Consider the following 14,721-nt stretch of genomic DNA (forward strand, 5'->3'; position numbering starts at 1 on the left):
CGTTTTTAATTCCCGGCTTTCAGAAACCGTACAACAGAGTCAGGGACGTCTCGGTATCGGTGTCATCAGAATCTGGTGGGGCATCGGACACGTGCTTGACCCGGTAAGCCACTTTCAGGGACAGATTACCGACGACACTGGCCTGCAGCGATGTTTCTGACTCGGTGATGACGTTGTTCTCGTCCAGACCGATTTCCGAGCTCAGCTTCTGACGGAACAGGGAGGTTTCGGACAGTGCGAAATCAAACTGCGCCGCCAGTCGGGCAATCGCCTCTTCTTCATCCCGGTTACCGTCTTCGTCCGGCTCTTCCAGCTTGTTGAACCGGTAACCGAGACCGGCGGACAGATCGAGAAACGAGCGCTCTCCCCAGTTCATGAGGCGATGACCGTAACCGGTCGTCGCGGACGACTGAAAGTCATAACCCGAGAAACGATCGTCCTCATAGCCACCACGCAGGAACCAGTAGCGGTTTTCGTCGAACTTGTAGTTGGTTTCCAGGTCGGCCCGATAGCGTTCGGTCGTGGTTTCGTCTTCGGCCTCGGAATAGGCTGACCGGAAGTCACCGATGTTTCGCCATTCGGTTACCTCGTGCACCAGACCCAGGCGGCCATTGACATTGGTTTCCTCGGTGTTACCCGTGGTCTTGAGCACACCCAGCTCCGCCTCACCCGACCAGTCTTTCGATTCAGCCATCGCCAGGGGCGACATCAGAATCGCGGTGATGGCCGTTACCTGCTTCAGTCCCATGAAATCTCCCTGCTATGCTTTTGCGGATTTCCCGGTCTGCTCCCCCGCCAGACTCTTGCGGGCCTGATGCTCGCGCTCCGCTTTCTTGCGGGCCTTGCGCTCGGCAATGATGCGGGCCGCCTCGCCGCCCACATGGGCTTCGCCACGTTCTTCCGCCAGACGCATCTGCCGCTCACGCTCTGCAAACCGTGCTTTCTGTTCTTCCGTCAGTGACTCAATGCACCGATGGCAACTCACACCCTGTTCATACTCGGGGCGCTGCTTGTCTTCCTCGGTAATCGGCCGCCGGCAGGCGTGGCACTGGTCATACTCGCCGCGCTCAAGCTTGTGGTTGACGGTGACACGATCATCGAAAACAAAGCACTCGCCCTGCCACAGGCTTTTTTCTTCCGGGACTTCTTCCAGATACTTCAGGATGCCACCCTGCAGGTGGTAGACCTCTTCAAAGCCCTGTTCTTTCAGAAACGCCGTGGACTTTTCGCAGCGGATTCCACCGGTGCAGAACATGGCGACCTTCTTGTGTCTGGAAGGGTCCAGATTCTGCTGCACATACTCGGGGAACTCACGAAAGGTTTCAGTGGCCGGATTGACGGCATTTTTGAACGTTCCGATCTCCACCTCGTACTGGTTGCGGGTGTCCACCAGAACTACGTCCGGATCGGAAATCAGATCATTCCAGTCTTTCGGCTGCACGTAGGTGCCGACGATGCGCTTGGGATCGATGCCGTCAACGCCCATGGTGACGATCTCTTTCTTGAGTTTCACCTTGGTGCGCTTGAACGGCTGGATATCCACGAAGGATTCCTTGTAATCAATGCCGTCAAAACGCTCGTCGCTGCCAAGCCATCCCTTGATGGCATCAATGCCTTCGCGGCTGCCGGCGATGGTGCCGTTGATGCCTTCCCGGGCCAGCAACAGGGTGCCGTGCACGTCTTTCTCCAGCATCAGGTCCAGCAACGGCTGGCGAAGGGTCTTGTAATCATTCAACACTGCGAACTTGTATAGCGCGCAGACGACAACGTCATTGCTCATGGTTTTCTCCTGCGGGCCGGATCGTAAATCCGGAGCATGTATTTGCGTCAGCCTCCCGCAGAACCAGGATTGCGGGAGGGCGCAGATTTTAACCAACTGAACGGTCTGATCAAGTTAATCCTGGTTACTGTCCGCCAATTCACGCTCAACCACAGCGGATAACTGCCCCCAGCCCGGCCGGGTCAGGCGGATGTTGTCGACCAGTACCGTCGGCGTGCTGGTCACCTTCAGTTGCATGGCCACTTCCCGGCTCTGCTCTATCGCTTCCCGGTGCAGTTCGGTGTTCATACAGCGGCGGAAGCGGCGCTCTTCCAGCCCCAGTTCGTTGGCGTACCGGCTAAAGGTTGCCACCGGATCACCCGAATCACTCCACTCACTCTGCTTGTCAAACAACTGATCGTGCATGGCCCAGTATGCGCTCTGGTCGCCAGCACATCGGGCCGCCTGGGCCGCAGGCATGGCATTCTGGTGTTGCTGCAATGGCAGGTCGAAATAGACAAAGCGTACCTGTCCGGACTCCACATACTTCTCTTTCAGCTGCTGGCTGGCATCGGAAAACCGACCGCAGGCCGGACACTGGTAGTCCGCAAACTCCCGGACAACGACCGGAGCTTCGGCATCACCCACTGAAACGCCATAACGATCCAGTTCCGCCGGAAATGCATCGGCGTTCGGAGCTGCCACCGGCAATTCGTTGGACGTCGGATCCGGAGCGGCTGTCAGGAAAAACACGCCAATAACGGCCAGTACAATGACCAGGATCGACGCCCCTATAATCAGAGGCTTGCGATTGTCGCCTCTCCTGGGGGGAGGGGCACCAGTTTCCTTGCGTCGCTTGGCTTCACCCATGAGTACTCCTTTTTATTCGTTGGTGTGTTATTGATTGTCAAAGCCTGTGTTCAGGGATTGGTGAGCACGCTAAGATCCTTTATATCCTACAAAAGTTCCAACAAAAATTAAGGAATACTCATGGCATTGCCCGAATCTCTCAGGAATACATTATCCCTGCCCCTGGTTGCCGCGCCCATGTTTCTGATCTCCGGCCCGGAACTGGCGCTGGCCTGCTGCAAACAGGGCATTGTCGGAAGCTTTCCGGCACTGAACCAGCGCACCAGTGAGGGATGCGAGGAATGGCTGATCCAGATGAACCGGGAACTGTCTACGTACAGGGAGCAGAACCCCGATCAGCAGGTCGCGCCGTACGCGGTAAACCTGATCGTTCACAAAACCAATCCCCGCTGGCAGGCCGACCTGGAGTTGTGCGTCAAACATCAGGTGCCCATCGTCATTACATCACTTGGGGCGGCAAGTCAGGTGGTGGAAGCGGTACACAGTTATGGCGGCCTGGTTTTTCATGATGTGACCAACCAGAAGCATGCACGCAAGGCGGCCGAAGCCGGCGTGGACGGCATTATTGCTGTCGCGGCTGGAGCCGGCGGCCATGCGGGCACCATCAACCCGTTTGTGCTGGTGCACGAAATCCGCGAGGTGTTCGATGGCGCCATTATTCTGGCTGGCGGGTTATCCCACGGTGAAGATCTCCTGGCGGCACAGGCTATGGGCGCCGACCTCGCGTACATGGGCACCCGTTTTATCAATACAACGGAGTCCCAGGCGGAAGACGCCTACCGCAACATGATCATCGAAGCGGTTTCGGCGGACATCATCCATACCCCGGCGGTATCCGGCATTCCGGCGAGTTTCATGCGCCAGAGTCTGGAAGCGGCGGGGTTCCCGATGGATAAACTGCATCAGGCCGGCGATATCAACTATGGAGAGAAGCTCAAACCCATCGATGACGAAGCGAAAGCCTGGAAAACCGTCTGGTCTGCTGGCCAGGGCGTGAGCCAGATTCATGATGTGGTGTCGGTGGAAGCACTGGTAGCCCGGCTAAGTGACGAGTATCACTTAGGCAGATCGGCCCTGTGCGGTTGACACCTGCAGCATGAAACCGGGGCCCGCTGGCCCCGGTTTCATGCCAGCATTCCGGCAATGCTGCCGGAGTTTTAGTCCTCCAGCTCGACCTCGTCAGCAACAAAGTTGCTGCTGCCCGAAGGTTGTTCAACGTAATCCACTTCGATGAGCGGACGCTCCCCACTCTCAAAGTCAGCCATCAGCTGATCGCGCTGAATGCCATCAAATTCGGTTTCTCCTTCCACCGCCCGTATCCGGACACCCAATACGGTGACCGTGGTGTCATCAATGGCGCCCAGACGTCCGGTGACCTCGAATTCATTACCCGCTTCATCTTCGATTTCACGCTCAACCTTAGTCGCTTCCAGAATCACGCCGCCACCGTTCGTAGACCGCTCAATGCCCTCCACTTCCACATCAAACGCGCCGCTCAGATCTGCCAGACCGATCCTCTGGTCATCGTCATCATCAGTGATGATGGTTAATGGCGTGACTCGAACCAGAACGCCTCCCACCAGAAATGTGCGGTTACTGAAATCGATAGACGCCTGGTTGATAGGCCCTTCGACTTGCGCGTTGGCGTCCCGGATGTCGATTTCTTCCGCTTCAACGCGTCCATCTGCCAGGAAGTTCCCCTCAACCTGGATCAACAGGCCCGGTTGCAGGTCCGCGCTGGTCAGGCCATCCTCAAACACCGCATCATCGGGGACCAGCACTGTCAGCCCATTGATGGTGAAGGTGCTGTCAGCGTCGTCAAATGCTGTTGCCACCGGCCCGGCAAACTCGATGTCGTCATCATCCCCGCGTTGGTAACGCCGGCTTTCATCCTGCTCAATGTTATTGGCGATCAATCCGGAGGCGCCATCAACGGAACCGATACGGCCCTCCACTTCAACCACAAGCCCAGGAGCATTCAGATCACTTTCTGTCAGGCCATCACCGAAATTGGTGGTATTGTCATACTCAACCGGAAATCCGTTGATCGAGAACCGGTTCAGGTCGACGTCCACGGAGCTATCGTCGATTCGTCCCTCGATCTCGACGTCATCCAAAGACACTTCCAGTGAGCCGACATAGCTGGCCCGATAACGGCCATCCGGCAGACGCCAGCCACTGACACGGACAAATGCGCCGCTATCAATAGTCTGCAACGACATCCCCTTGAACACCGTCTGTTTGTCCGCAACGATGGTCTGGCCATAGACGGTGAACGTGACACTCTCACGAATGCTGCTATCGTCCGGATCGAATGTCTCGGAGACAATCACCACCTCGCCGCGGAAGGTGTCGTCGTACTCCACCTGCTCGGCAGTACCCTCACCATCGGCGCGCCATTGCCCGTCGATCCTCAGGATCATACCTTCGTCAAGCTGATCCTCGCGGCTAATGCCATCGTCACTGGTGACCGAGCCGTCGGTCTCAAAGCGAATACCATTGACGAACACGCTGCCAAAGCCGGATACCGGCCCCACACTGGCACCAGTACCCCGAATGCCACCCTCGGCAACATCCACTGAACCGCCGCCACCGCCCCCACAACCAGAGATCAACACAACCACGAGCGCACCCGCAGAGACGGAACGGTAGCGGTACATTGTGTTCGGCTTCATGGGTTACTCTCCCTCACCGGCTTTTCGGGCCGGGTTAATGGTCATCGGGTCTTCGAAATAGAAGATACTGACGCCGGTTCTCACCGGCTGTGCGTTGCTTCCGACATCCTTTTTCCCAGAAATATCGCGGTCGTGGGGCCCCAACCATCGGTCCAGCTGCTCAAGCAGTTGCTGCGATTGCTCAGCTGCGTGTCGACGCCAGCGGTCCATTATCTCAGGCGGAATATTGTTGTACGTCAGTGTTCTCTGGAACAGGGGCTGATGGCCAGATTCACCACTGACCAGGTTATAGTCGATGGTTGCCACCAGATCAGATACGTCCTCGCCAAAAATCTGAAGCATTTCCTCACTATCACCAGCCGGGATGTAGGCACGCTGCTCCAGGACGAGGTCACCCGACGATCCATCCACAGAGACCACGCCCACCCGCAGAAGTTCATCCAGTACCGCACGGGGCGGCATATCCCCGCTGTATCGCTTCACCAGCTCACTGAAACTGAGCGGCCCATCGAAGCTCAGCAACGCAGGCTCGCCTTTGCGATTCTGGAATGCCGTATCGTGAACCCAGCCAGACACCACGCGTGAAGCCCGATTAGCATGGAGCACTTTGGACGTGCCGGAATGCTCGCCCGTCAGTATCTCGCGCTGCCGTTTGACCTCTTTGCGTGTCAGCCCCGTCATCACAGCGGCCCTGGAGTCCGTTGTTTTTCTGCGGTCATCGCTGAAATCCTCAAGAGCCGCTTCCACGTAGGCTCGCTTGACCAGGTCCGCAAACTCCCCGAAGGGGACGCCATTGCGAAGCAGGAGCCGGGCAAGCGGTCGAAGAATGCGATACAGCGCCTGATGCAGGGCATTGGTGTTGGAATGTTTCATATTTGGGATTGTATTCCCATGGCGCCATCAAGACCAGAATTGCCCGGCCGCAGGTAAAAACCCGGCCGGGCTCCGGTACGATCAGTCGTCTTCCTCGATCTCATTGACGACATAATCACCGCCGCTATTGCGGAAGTAGTCCACTTCCACCTCACTGCCGACCTCAATACCGGTGAAATCCGCACTGCCCCGCAACATTTCCAGGCCCAGGACGGTGATGGTGGTACTGGACAGCCCCGTCACCCGACCGTCCATTTCATAGCTATCGTCACTATCGTCTTCCCGTTCGACCGTGATAGCTTCCAGAAAGCCGCCGTCATCCGGACGCTGACGGCCCTCGATTTCCAGGAAGTCACCCACGTTCAGGCTTTCTATATCCTGGGTACGCATGGTGATGCGGTCGTCATCATCGTCGTCTTCAATCAGCGTACCGCTGGTTATTACCACACGCACTCCACTGACGATCAGGGTTTCACTGTCAGGCTTTGACTCAATAACACCCTCGAGTTCGGCATCCCCATCCCGGGGTTCGATTTCATCAGCGATCAAAACGCCATTGCGGTACTCGCCTTCCACTTTTACAAGCAGGCCATTGACCACGCTTCCCTCACTGAGCCCGTCATCAAATTCGGTACTGCCGTCAATCTGAACCTGGACGCCATTGACAAAGAACGTGCGATTAGCCGCGTCAAAATCGTAGACCGCGCCGACGATCTCCACGTCGTCATCGTCGTCGAACAGATCGTCCTCATCATCAATCTTCCGGGCAATCAGCACGCCCCCTTCCAGGCTGCCCTCAACCTCAATTGCCAGGCCATCGCGAAGGTCGTCCCTGATCATGTCATCGTCAAAGACCGCGCTGGTGTAGTCCACCGGAAAGCCATTAATAGTGAAGGTCTGGGCGTCGGTATCCAGATTCTCGACGACGCCTTCAATTTCCACTTCGTTGTCATCATCGAAATCCACGCTGAAAGCCTTTACGCCTACGAAGCTGGCGCGGAAAGAACCATCATTCAGTTGCCAGCCGCTGACGCGCACACGATAGGTGTCGGCAGACACGCCGTTAAGCTCCACCGGACCCAGGCCTTTGAAGACAGTCTGACCATCCAGATGTATCGTCTGACCTGCAACGCTCAGTGTCCCGGTTTTTGCAACATCGTCCCATGTGGCAGATGTCAGAGGCCCACGGATCGTGTCATCGTAGTCAACACTTTGCGCTTCACCCTCTCCACTATCGTCCCAACTGCCGCGAACTTTGAGGATCATTCCTTTTTCCAGTTGGGTCTCCCGCTCCACCCCGTCGTCACTGTTTACAGCACCATCGGTATGAAAACGGGTGCCGTTGACGTAGACACTGCCGAATCCGGACACCGGACCCACGCTGGAACCGCTGGATGTGTCGGCACTGTCCGAGCTGCCGGAACTGCTGCCCCCACCACCACAGGCTGCCAACATACCCGCGAGTGCGCCGCCAATGGCGAACTTGATTGCTTTAGACAAGGCATTACGTTTCATCTCGATTCTCCAGGCTTGCTTTTCCGCTTTCCCACAAGGCTTTTGGGGCCCGCTCTCTTTCACATACTTTGGGATAATTTTCCCAACTGTTATTTTGGGAATTTATTCCCACATTTTCGAAATGTCCAGCTTCTCATCATTAAGAATTTATGAACTTTTGACTCCCGAGTGCGTAAGCTGTCTACACACAACCGAAAACAGGTGCGGAACCATGCTGGGATTTCTGAAAGGCGATCCGAAGAAAAAGCTGCAAAAAGCTTACGAAGACAAGCTCGCCAAAGCGCTCCACGCGCAGCGTAACGGCGATCTGCGCACCCATGGCACGCTCATGGAAGAGGCGGAAAAGATTTACGCGGAAATACAGGCCCTGGAAAAGCGGGAGTAAAGAAAAGGGGAGCTACCACTCCCCCATCAGTTGCCGGAGCTGCTGGTTGAGGCGATCCACCTCACGACGCATATCCTGAACTTCATCGAGCAGTTCCAGAGACATCGCCAGTCCAGGCAGATTCATCTTGAGGTCGCGTTGCAGCCGCAACGCCTTTCGCAATCTTGCCAGTGCCGCCAGGTCAAACTGCCAGTAGCGTTCCTCCGGGATATCTTCCACTGGCGAAATGACACCGTAGCTGACCAGTTTGATAACAAACTCGGCGTGGCACTCACCGCGCTCGCAAATTTCGGTCAGTGTCAGCGTCATTTGCGGCTCGGCCACCTCCACAGTATGAATCGGATCTTTGCTGGTCATGCCCTGCTCCCCCGCTTACACATGAAGTTTGCTGCGCGGATTGAAGTGTTTCTCCGCCTCGGCCAGCTGCTGATAGAGCTTGTCGGCCGCTTCAGTGTGCTGCTCCGGCATCACGATCTGCAGCACCACGATCTGGTCACCGGGATGCTTGCCCGGCAACCCTTTACCCTTGAGGCGGAGTTTGCGCCCGCTGGAGGAACCCTTGGGCACTTTCACGCTCACTTTGGAGCCTACCGTCGGCACCGTGACGGATGCGCCCAACGCCGCTTCCCAGGGAGAAATGGGGACAGTCACCACCACGTCGCGACCCTCAACACTGAATAGGGGGTGAGGTGCCAGTTCGACTTCGATCAGCAGATCACCAGGATCCGCTCCGCCAATACCGGGAGAGCCCTGGCCTTTCAGGCGCAGATGCTGCCCTTCCCGCATACCAGCGGGAATCTTGACCTTCAGGTTCTTCTGACGGGCAATAATCCGGCCATGGTCGTCGGCTTCATGGACTGTAAAAGACACCTGCTTCTCGCAGCCGTGAAAAATCTCTTCCAGAAACAGTGCCAGCCTGGCATGCACATCTTCGCCACGCATGCGGGCACTCTGGCGGAATCCGCCGCCGCCAAATCCCTGGCTGGAAAACCCACCACGGCCGCCACCGAATATCTCCTCGAAGAAGTCACTGAACTGCCGCGCATCAGCTTCAGTGTAGCCGCCACGGCCAAATCCGGACGCGCTCTGCCATCCGGGTGGCGGCTCAAAGGAACCATCCGGACGAGCACCGTACTTGCGCAGCTCATCGTACTCAGCCCGCTTCTCCGGATCTTTCAGGACTTCATAGGCCTCGCCCAGGTCCTTGAATTTGGTGTCGGCATCTTCTTCCTTGCTGACATCCGGGTGATACTTCCGCGCCAGCTTGCGGTAGGCCTTTTTGATCTCCTCGGGGGAGGCAGACTCGCTCACACCGAGGACGGTGTAATAGTCTTTGAAGTCCATGGATCTCCTCACAGCTGACCAAAGATGGATCTCTAAGTACTTATAGTTGACGCTGACAGCAAAAATACAAGGATCAGGTGCTGGCAGACACACGCCTGGGCCTGGAGGCAGCAACCGCACTAAGAAACGGTCATTATCATTCCCCCTGAATAGCCATTAGTATAGGCACCCGCCGACTATCGGCAATGTACGCTCCCCGTGATAACGGCAAACGGTGCACCAACCCCATGACTCAAGCACGACCCCGACAAACCGGCCATCCCCGGTCACGGCTGTTACAGTTGGCGACGCCTGCAGAAGGCAAGGTGGATAATGACAGTCTGCCTTGTCTTTCCGAGCGCCTGGGCCGGTTATTCGGGCTTGGGGACACCATGAACCTGGATTCGGCGCTGGCATTCCGCGGCGGTCAGCCGGCCATGGCTCAGGGTTTCGTCATCGAGCAACTGTCGCGGGAACTGGCCACCACGCGCCGGGCTCTGATTCAGCGGATTCAAAGCTACGGGGATGAGATTGAGCAGGCAGACCCGATTGCACATGAGCCCTACCTGAACGCCTGGCTTACACTGCAACGTAAAATCGCCGCCACCTCCCGCCAACTGCGGGACAAGGTACGCAAGACCATGAAAGATCAGGGCCAGGACCTGGCCCGGCTGGCCGAACTGGACTCGGTGTTTGATCACACCATGGCCGGTTATACCAGCCAGTGTTTTTCCCAAATTTCAAAGGTACTGGAGCAGCGGTTCCAGACCCTGAAGACAGCCTCTGAGCAATCCCCGGAACCGGGCACCCAACCCGGTGACTGGCTCCACCGTTACTGCGAGGAAGCGCAGACTCTGTTACTCGCTGAACTGGACGTTCGGCTGGAGCCGGTGCTGGGGTTACTGGAGGCCTGCCACAATGAGGTTAGTGATTCACCATGACCAGACTTTTCTTTTTTCTCGCGTTCGCCGTCGGCCTGGCTGTAGTGGCCTGGATTGGCCGGGGTTTTCTCGGTTCCGATCTGCTGGCCCTGACCGTGACCGCCATTATCGCAGCGGTGTATGGGCTGGGCTTCGCCGAGCTGATCGGGTTTCGACGTACCACCCAACAGCTTGCCGCACGCCTGAATACAGCTCCGGATAGCCGCGAACACGTCGACAGCTGGCTGTCAGGCCTGCCGGAACCGGTTCAGTTTGCGGTGCAGAGACGCCTCGACGGCCACTCCGCTGCGCTGCCCAGCCCGCAGCTCACGCCTTATCTGGTTGGATTGCTGGTAATGCTGGGCCTGCTCGGTACCTTTGCTGGCATGATTGTGACCCTCAATGGTGCCGCCTCAGCACTCGACGGCAGTACCGAGCTGAGCGTGATTCGCAGTGCCCTGGCCGCACCCATTGCCGGACTCAGCCTGGCGTTCGGAACCTCCATTGCCGGTGTAGCAGCTTCGGCCATGCTGGGCCTGGCCTCCACCCTCAGCCGGCGCGAACGGTTACTGGTCTCCCGCCAGCTGGACAAAACCCTGCGCCAGCGGCTGCATCATCTGTCGGCCGATTACCAGCAACAGCGGGCGTTCCAGGCTTTGGAAACCCAGGCGCAGGCCCTGCCGGAGCTGACGTCTGCCATGGAAGCCATGACCACGCGCATGGAACAGCTCGGCCAGACCCTTGAGCAATCCCTGACTCGCAATCAGCAGGATTTCCACAGCACCGTCGGAAACCATTACCAGACACTGGCGGATTCCGTGGCGCAGTCGCTGGAGTCGGCTCTGGATGCCAGCACCCGCCTTGCGGCAGAGCGCGTAGAACCGATTGTAGAGAAGGCGATGACCCAACTGCGCGACGATGCCGGGGAACTTCATCAGAGCTGGACCGATGCCACCAGACAGCAACTGACCGACATCGCCGAAGCCTTCCAGAAAACCACAATTGACGCCGGAGAGCGCTGGCAGCAGAACCTCGTGACCCAGCAGGAGGCTTCAGAACAGAGCACTCAGCGCTGGCAAACGAGCCTGGAACAACAGCAGCGGACCGCAGAATCCTTCATGGCCGATCTGCGTGACCAGCTTCAGCAGTATCAGTCTCTCTTCCGCGAGGAAAGCCGTCAGATGGCGAGTAACCAGCAGCAAGGCCTGGATACGCTGGTCGGCAGAATCAGCGAGCAGCTCACAGTACTTCGGGACCAGGAAGCCGCCAGAGGCGAAGCAGCCACTAAACGACTGGCGCAATTGGAAGCGACGGCAGAAAACCACCTGTCCCGCCTGGGCACGGGTCTGGAAGCGCCGATGACCCGTCTGATTGAAACGGCTTCGGAAACCCCGAAAGCCGCCGCCGAAGTGATCAACCAGCTGCAACGTGAAATGGCCCGCAACAGCGAACGGGAAAACGAGTTGCTGGAGGAACGCCAAAGACTGGTTGAAGAACTGGACAGCCTGCTGGAATCCCAGCGCAGCAATGCCGACAGTCAGCGCCACGCAGTGGATTCCCTGATCAGCGGCGCCGGTGACACCCTTACCGGGATCAGCGAGCGTTTCAACACCCTGATTGAGGAGCAAAGCCAACAGCTTGGTAAACTGGGTGACGACATTACCGGCAGCAGCCAGGAAGTGGGCGCCCTCAGCGAAGCCTTCCATCAGGCGGTAGAGCTGTTCAGCACTTCCAATAGCAGCTTGCAGGAAAGCCTCGCGAACATTCAGAAGGCGATGGAAAACGCCAGCAGCCGACACGATGAACAACTGGCCTACTACGTGGCACAGGCCCGCGAGGTCATTGATCTGTCTGTCAGCTCCCAGAAAGACGTCATCGATGCCGTCACCGCCCTGCGCAAGGGACAGCCAGAGACTGCTGGAGCCAATTGATGGAGCACCTGGAAGGCGGCGAACAGCAGTCCACACCGATCTGGGCAATTTTCTCTGACCTGATGGCGGCGCTGGTGGGTATTCTGGTGCTGATTCTGGTGTGGGTGATCGGCGTTCAGCTGGAACTCAGCCAATCCCTGGCGGAGGAGAAGGAGCGCCGGGTGGCCGAGGAAGAGCGCCGCATGGCGCTAGAGCAGGCACTGGAAGACCCCCTCACCAAAGGCCTGGTGACGTTCCGGGACGGCCGTATCGGCATCAGCGGTAACGTGCTGTTTGAGCTGAACTCGGATCAGCTACAGGCGGACGGTGTGGCCGTGCTGCAATCCCTGGTCGTCCCCCTGCAAACCTACCTGACCCAACACGATGAGCTGCTGATGGTCAGCGGCTTCACCGACGACCTGCCCATGCACCGTGGCAACCGGTATCAGGATAACTGGGGACTATCCGCCCAGCGGGCATTGACGGTCACCCGTACCCTGATGGAACTGGGCCTGCCCGAAGACCGGGTCTTTGCCGCGGCCTTTGGCCCCCACCACCCGGCGGTGCCTAATGTGGATCCGGAATCCCGGGCGCAGAACCGAAGAGTGGAGATCAGCACGGTGCCACGGGCGCCGGCTATGGCGGCCGAGACCGATAACGGAGCCGGGAACTGATGTCTGCCGCTGCGGAAGCGACCACCATGGAGCAACAACTTGCCGAGCTAAAGCACTCCGGCGCGGATCGGCTGGATTCGGTCCGTTTCCGTTATCTGGAAGCTCTGGAGCAAAGGCTGCGGGCAAAAGGACTGCAGGGCACCCGCCATTGGCAGAAGCTGGAGAAGGCTGTGGCGGAGTTTCAGGCAAGATCCGGACAGCAGGCTGGGGCCGAACAACCGGAACAACCTGCCCAGACAGGACACCCCTCCCCGTTGCAGCTTCTGCTGGATACCCTGAATCAGGCGCCGGATACACAGGTACTAACCTCGCCCTCACCCGTGGAAAAGCTTATCTTCGGCGAACAGGATGGGCCGGCACCCACTGCGGTAACCAATGGTTCGCCACGCCCACTCAAGGCCATGGCCAGGGTGCAGGCGGATCAGGGTACTCAGGCTCTTCAGGATCGCATTCGCCAGGCCATCGAACAGACCCCGGAAAACGCCGGTCCGATGAACGCCCACCGGCTGGTCAGCCGTGCGATTGCGACCATGGAGAAGCTGTCGCCAGAGTATCTGAACCGGTTTGTGAATTACGCGGATACGCTGTTGGCGCTGGAACGACTGGGAAGGAAGGGATAAAAAAGCCCCCGGAGACTCCGGAGGCTTTTCGGGCAGAACGCGAATGCTTACTTGACCTTCGGGTCCAGTTCGCCAGCCGCATAACGCTCGAACATGCGCTCGAGGTTGATCGGTTTGATCTTGCTGGCGTTGCCGGCACAACCGAAGGCTTCGTAGCGTGCGACGCACACGTCGGTCATGGCCTTCATGGTTTCCTTGAGGAATTTGCGCGGGTCAAACTCGGCCGGGTTTTCGGCCAGGAAGCGACGGACCGCGCCGGTGCTGGCCAGACGCAGGTCGGTGTCGATGTTGACCTTGCGAACGCCGTGCTTGATACCTTCAACGATTTCCTCAACCGGTACACCGTAGGTTTCCGGGATCTCGCCACCGTACTGATTGATGATTTCCAGCCAGTCCTGGGGAACGGAGCTGGAGCCGTGCATGACCAGGTGGGTGTCCGGGATGCGGGCGTGGATGGCTTTGATCTGGTCGATGGCCAGGATGTCACCGGTCGGTGGACGGGTGAACTTGTAGGCACCGTGGCTGGTGCCGATGGCGATGGCCAGGGCGTCCACGTGGGTTTTCTTGACGAAGTCGGCGGCTTCTTCCGGATCGGTCAGCATCTGGCTGTGGTCCAGGGTGCCTTCGGCGCCGATACCGTCTTCTTCGCCGGCCTGGCCGGTTTCGAGAGAGCCCAGGCAACCCAGTTCGCCTTCGACGGAGACGCCACAGGCGTGGGCCATTTCGACGGTGCGGCGGGTGACGTCGACGTTGTATTCGTAGTCGGTCGGGGTTTTGCCATCTTCACCCAGGGAGCCGTCCATCATGACGGAGCTGAAGCCAAGCTGGATGGAGCGCTGGCACACGGACGGGCTGGTGCCGTGGTCCTGGTGCATGACGACCGGGATGTGGGGGAATTCTTCGATGGCCGCGAGGATCAGGTGGCGCAGAAAGGGGGCACCGGCGTATTTACGGGCACCGGCGGAGGCCTGGACAATTACCGGGGAGTCGGTTTTGTCGGCGGCTTCCATGATGGCGCGCATCTGCTCCAGGTTGTTGACGTTAAAGGCTGGCACACCGTAACCATGCTCGGCGGCGTGATCCAGCATTTGCCGCATCGAAATCAGGGCCATGGGTTTTCTCCTTCGTTGGTCTTTCGAGTAGTTTAATTCTGGTTTATTGCAGACTTGGGAGTCTGCTTCGGAGGGCGGGGTAAGT

The 14,721-nt window shown here is 58.1% G+C and carries 15 protein-coding genes; 6 read left to right on the forward strand and 9 right to left on the reverse strand.

Annotated elements, in window-relative coordinates; translation table 11 throughout:
- Positions 1-19: 19 nt before the first annotated feature.
- From MARLIPOL_RS03350 to MARLIPOL_RS03360, 3 genes are all read right to left on the reverse strand, one after another.
- Positions 20-748 (reverse strand): DUF481 domain-containing protein, encoded by a 729-nt coding sequence (locus tag MARLIPOL_RS03350; protein WP_012136668.1) that lies wholly within the window; start codon positions 746-748, stop codon positions 20-22.
- Between the two features lie 12 nt (positions 749-760).
- A complete protein-coding gene (gene trhO / locus MARLIPOL_RS03355) occupies positions 761-1,780 on the reverse strand; it encodes an oxygen-dependent tRNA uridine(34) hydroxylase TrhO (RefSeq protein ID WP_012136669.1) in 1,020 nt (339 codons plus the stop codon).
- 114 nt (positions 1,781-1,894) lie between these two features.
- The gene (locus tag MARLIPOL_RS03360; protein WP_012136670.1) at positions 1,895-2,629 is read right to left on the reverse strand and encodes a DsbA family protein; all 735 of its coding nucleotides are present in this window, start codon (positions 2,627-2,629) and stop codon (positions 1,895-1,897) included.
- 120 nt (positions 2,630-2,749) lie between these two features.
- Here MARLIPOL_RS03360 and MARLIPOL_RS03365 point away from each other — a divergent pair, with 120 nt between their 5' ends.
- Complete coding sequence (locus tag MARLIPOL_RS03365) at positions 2,750-3,715, forward strand: NAD(P)H-dependent flavin oxidoreductase (protein WP_012136671.1); 966 nt, start codon at positions 2,750-2,752, stop codon at positions 3,713-3,715.
- A 71-nt stretch (positions 3,716-3,786) separates the two neighbouring features.
- Here MARLIPOL_RS03365 and MARLIPOL_RS03370 read toward each other — a convergent pair whose 3' ends face one another.
- The 3 genes from MARLIPOL_RS03370 to MARLIPOL_RS03380 all read right to left on the reverse strand — a co-directional run bounded on the left by MARLIPOL_RS03370 (position 3,787) and on the right by MARLIPOL_RS03380 (position 7,692).
- Positions 3,787-5,304 carry a DUF5666 domain-containing protein gene (locus tag MARLIPOL_RS03370; RefSeq protein ID WP_012136672.1) on the reverse strand — a complete coding sequence of 506 codons (1,518 nt, stop codon included), beginning with the start codon at positions 5,302-5,304 and terminating at the stop codon, positions 3,787-3,789.
- Positions 5,305-5,307: 3 nt separating this feature from the next.
- Positions 5,308-6,177 carry a DUF6502 family protein gene (locus MARLIPOL_RS03375; protein ID WP_012136673.1) on the reverse strand — a complete coding sequence of 290 codons (870 nt, stop codon included), beginning with the start codon at positions 6,175-6,177 and terminating at the stop codon, positions 5,308-5,310.
- A gap of 81 nt (positions 6,178-6,258) precedes the next feature.
- Positions 6,259-7,692 carry a DUF5666 domain-containing protein gene (locus MARLIPOL_RS03380; RefSeq protein ID WP_012136674.1) on the reverse strand — a complete coding sequence of 478 codons (1,434 nt, stop codon included), beginning with the start codon at positions 7,690-7,692 and terminating at the stop codon, positions 6,259-6,261.
- Positions 7,693-7,903: 211 nt separating this feature from the next.
- Here MARLIPOL_RS03380 and MARLIPOL_RS18510 point away from each other — a divergent pair, with 211 nt between their 5' ends.
- Positions 7,904-8,077 (forward strand): DUF6435 family protein, encoded by a 174-nt coding sequence (locus tag MARLIPOL_RS18510; RefSeq protein WP_012136675.1) that lies wholly within the window; start codon positions 7,904-7,906, stop codon positions 8,075-8,077.
- A gap of 12 nt (positions 8,078-8,089) precedes the next feature.
- On the opposite strand, the gene MARLIPOL_RS03385 is transcribed toward MARLIPOL_RS18510, so the two are convergent.
- A complete protein-coding gene (locus tag MARLIPOL_RS03385; RefSeq protein WP_012136676.1) occupies positions 8,090-8,434 on the reverse strand; it encodes a chaperone modulator CbpM in 345 nt (114 codons plus the stop codon).
- Between the two features lie 15 nt (positions 8,435-8,449).
- On the reverse strand, positions 8,450-9,421 hold the full coding sequence (locus tag MARLIPOL_RS03390) for a DnaJ C-terminal domain-containing protein (RefSeq protein WP_012136677.1): 972 nt from the start codon (positions 9,419-9,421) through the stop codon (positions 8,450-8,452).
- Between the two features lie 227 nt (positions 9,422-9,648).
- On the opposite strand from MARLIPOL_RS03390, the gene MARLIPOL_RS03395 reads away from it, so the two are divergent.
- The 4 genes from MARLIPOL_RS03395 to MARLIPOL_RS03410 are packed head-to-tail and all read left to right on the forward strand — an operon-like array spanning position 9,649 to position 13,524.
- Positions 9,649-10,341 carry a DUF3348 family protein gene (locus MARLIPOL_RS03395; RefSeq protein ID WP_012136678.1) on the forward strand — a complete coding sequence of 231 codons (693 nt, stop codon included), beginning with the start codon at positions 9,649-9,651 and terminating at the stop codon, positions 10,339-10,341.
- Positions 10,338-12,251 (forward strand): coiled-coil domain-containing protein, encoded by a 1,914-nt coding sequence (locus tag MARLIPOL_RS03400; protein WP_012136679.1) that lies wholly within the window; start codon positions 10,338-10,340, stop codon positions 12,249-12,251. The genes MARLIPOL_RS03395 and MARLIPOL_RS03400 overlap by 4 nt, the downstream gene beginning before the upstream one ends.
- Entirely contained in the window at positions 12,251-12,904 is a 654-nt protein-coding gene (locus tag MARLIPOL_RS03405; protein WP_012136680.1) for an OmpA family protein, read from the forward strand. The genes MARLIPOL_RS03400 and MARLIPOL_RS03405 overlap by 1 nt, the downstream gene beginning before the upstream one ends.
- Positions 12,904-13,524, forward strand: a complete 621-nt coding sequence (locus MARLIPOL_RS03410; protein ID WP_012136681.1) for a DUF2894 domain-containing protein — start codon at positions 12,904-12,906, stop codon at positions 13,522-13,524. Before MARLIPOL_RS03405 ends, MARLIPOL_RS03410 begins: the two co-directional genes overlap by 1 nt.
- Positions 13,525-13,571: 47 nt before the next feature.
- Here MARLIPOL_RS03410 and fba read toward each other — a convergent pair whose 3' ends face one another.
- On the reverse strand, positions 13,572-14,636 hold the full coding sequence (fba, locus tag MARLIPOL_RS03415; protein WP_012136682.1) for a class II fructose-bisphosphate aldolase: 1,065 nt from the start codon (positions 14,634-14,636) through the stop codon (positions 13,572-13,574).
- Positions 14,637-14,721 lie beyond the last annotated feature (85 nt).

The sequence above is a fragment of the Marinobacter lipolyticus SM19 genome (genome assembly GCF_000397065.2).
GTDB classification, from domain to species: Bacteria; Pseudomonadota; Gammaproteobacteria; order Pseudomonadales; family Oleiphilaceae; genus Marinobacter; species Marinobacter lipolyticus.

Bases quoted from the DNA above. Each gene is read 5' to 3' on its own strand.
- MARLIPOL_RS03365 (WP_012136671.1), top strand. From the start codon at position 2,750: ATGGCATTGCCCGAATCTCTCAGGAATACATTATCCCTGCCCCTGGTT.
- MARLIPOL_RS03390 (WP_012136677.1), bottom strand. From the start codon at position 9,421: ATGGACTTCAAAGACTATTACACCGTCCTCGGTGTGAGCGAGTCTGCC.
- MARLIPOL_RS18510 (WP_012136675.1), top strand. From the start codon at position 7,904: ATGCTGGGATTTCTGAAAGGCGATCCGAAGAAAAAGCTGCAAAAAGCT.
- MARLIPOL_RS03370 (WP_012136672.1), bottom strand. From the start codon at position 5,304: ATGAAGCCGAACACAATGTACCGCTACCGTTCCGTCTCTGCGGGTGCG.
- MARLIPOL_RS03410 (WP_012136681.1), top strand. From the start codon at position 12,904: ATGTCTGCCGCTGCGGAAGCGACCACCATGGAGCAACAACTTGCCGAG.
- trhO (WP_012136669.1), bottom strand. From the start codon at position 1,780: ATGAGCAATGACGTTGTCGTCTGCGCGCTATACAAGTTCGCAGTGTTG.
- fba (WP_012136682.1), bottom strand. From the start codon at position 14,636: ATGGCCCTGATTTCGATGCGGCAAATGCTGGATCACGCCGCCGAGCAT.
- MARLIPOL_RS03395 (WP_012136678.1), top strand. From the start codon at position 9,649: ATGACTCAAGCACGACCCCGACAAACCGGCCATCCCCGGTCACGGCTG.
- MARLIPOL_RS03405 (WP_012136680.1), top strand. From the start codon at position 12,251: ATGGAGCACCTGGAAGGCGGCGAACAGCAGTCCACACCGATCTGGGCA.
- MARLIPOL_RS03350 (WP_012136668.1), bottom strand. From the start codon at position 748: ATGGGACTGAAGCAGGTAACGGCCATCACCGCGATTCTGATGTCGCCC.
- MARLIPOL_RS03400 (WP_012136679.1), top strand. From the start codon at position 10,338: ATGACCAGACTTTTCTTTTTTCTCGCGTTCGCCGTCGGCCTGGCTGTA.
- MARLIPOL_RS03385 (WP_012136676.1), bottom strand. From the start codon at position 8,434: ATGACCAGCAAAGATCCGATTCATACTGTGGAGGTGGCCGAGCCGCAA.
- MARLIPOL_RS03360 (WP_012136670.1), bottom strand. From the start codon at position 2,629: ATGGGTGAAGCCAAGCGACGCAAGGAAACTGGTGCCCCTCCCCCCAGG.
- MARLIPOL_RS03375 (WP_012136673.1), bottom strand. From the start codon at position 6,177: ATGAAACATTCCAACACCAATGCCCTGCATCAGGCGCTGTATCGCATT.
- MARLIPOL_RS03380 (WP_012136674.1), bottom strand. From the start codon at position 7,692: ATGAAACGTAATGCCTTGTCTAAAGCAATCAAGTTCGCCATTGGCGGC.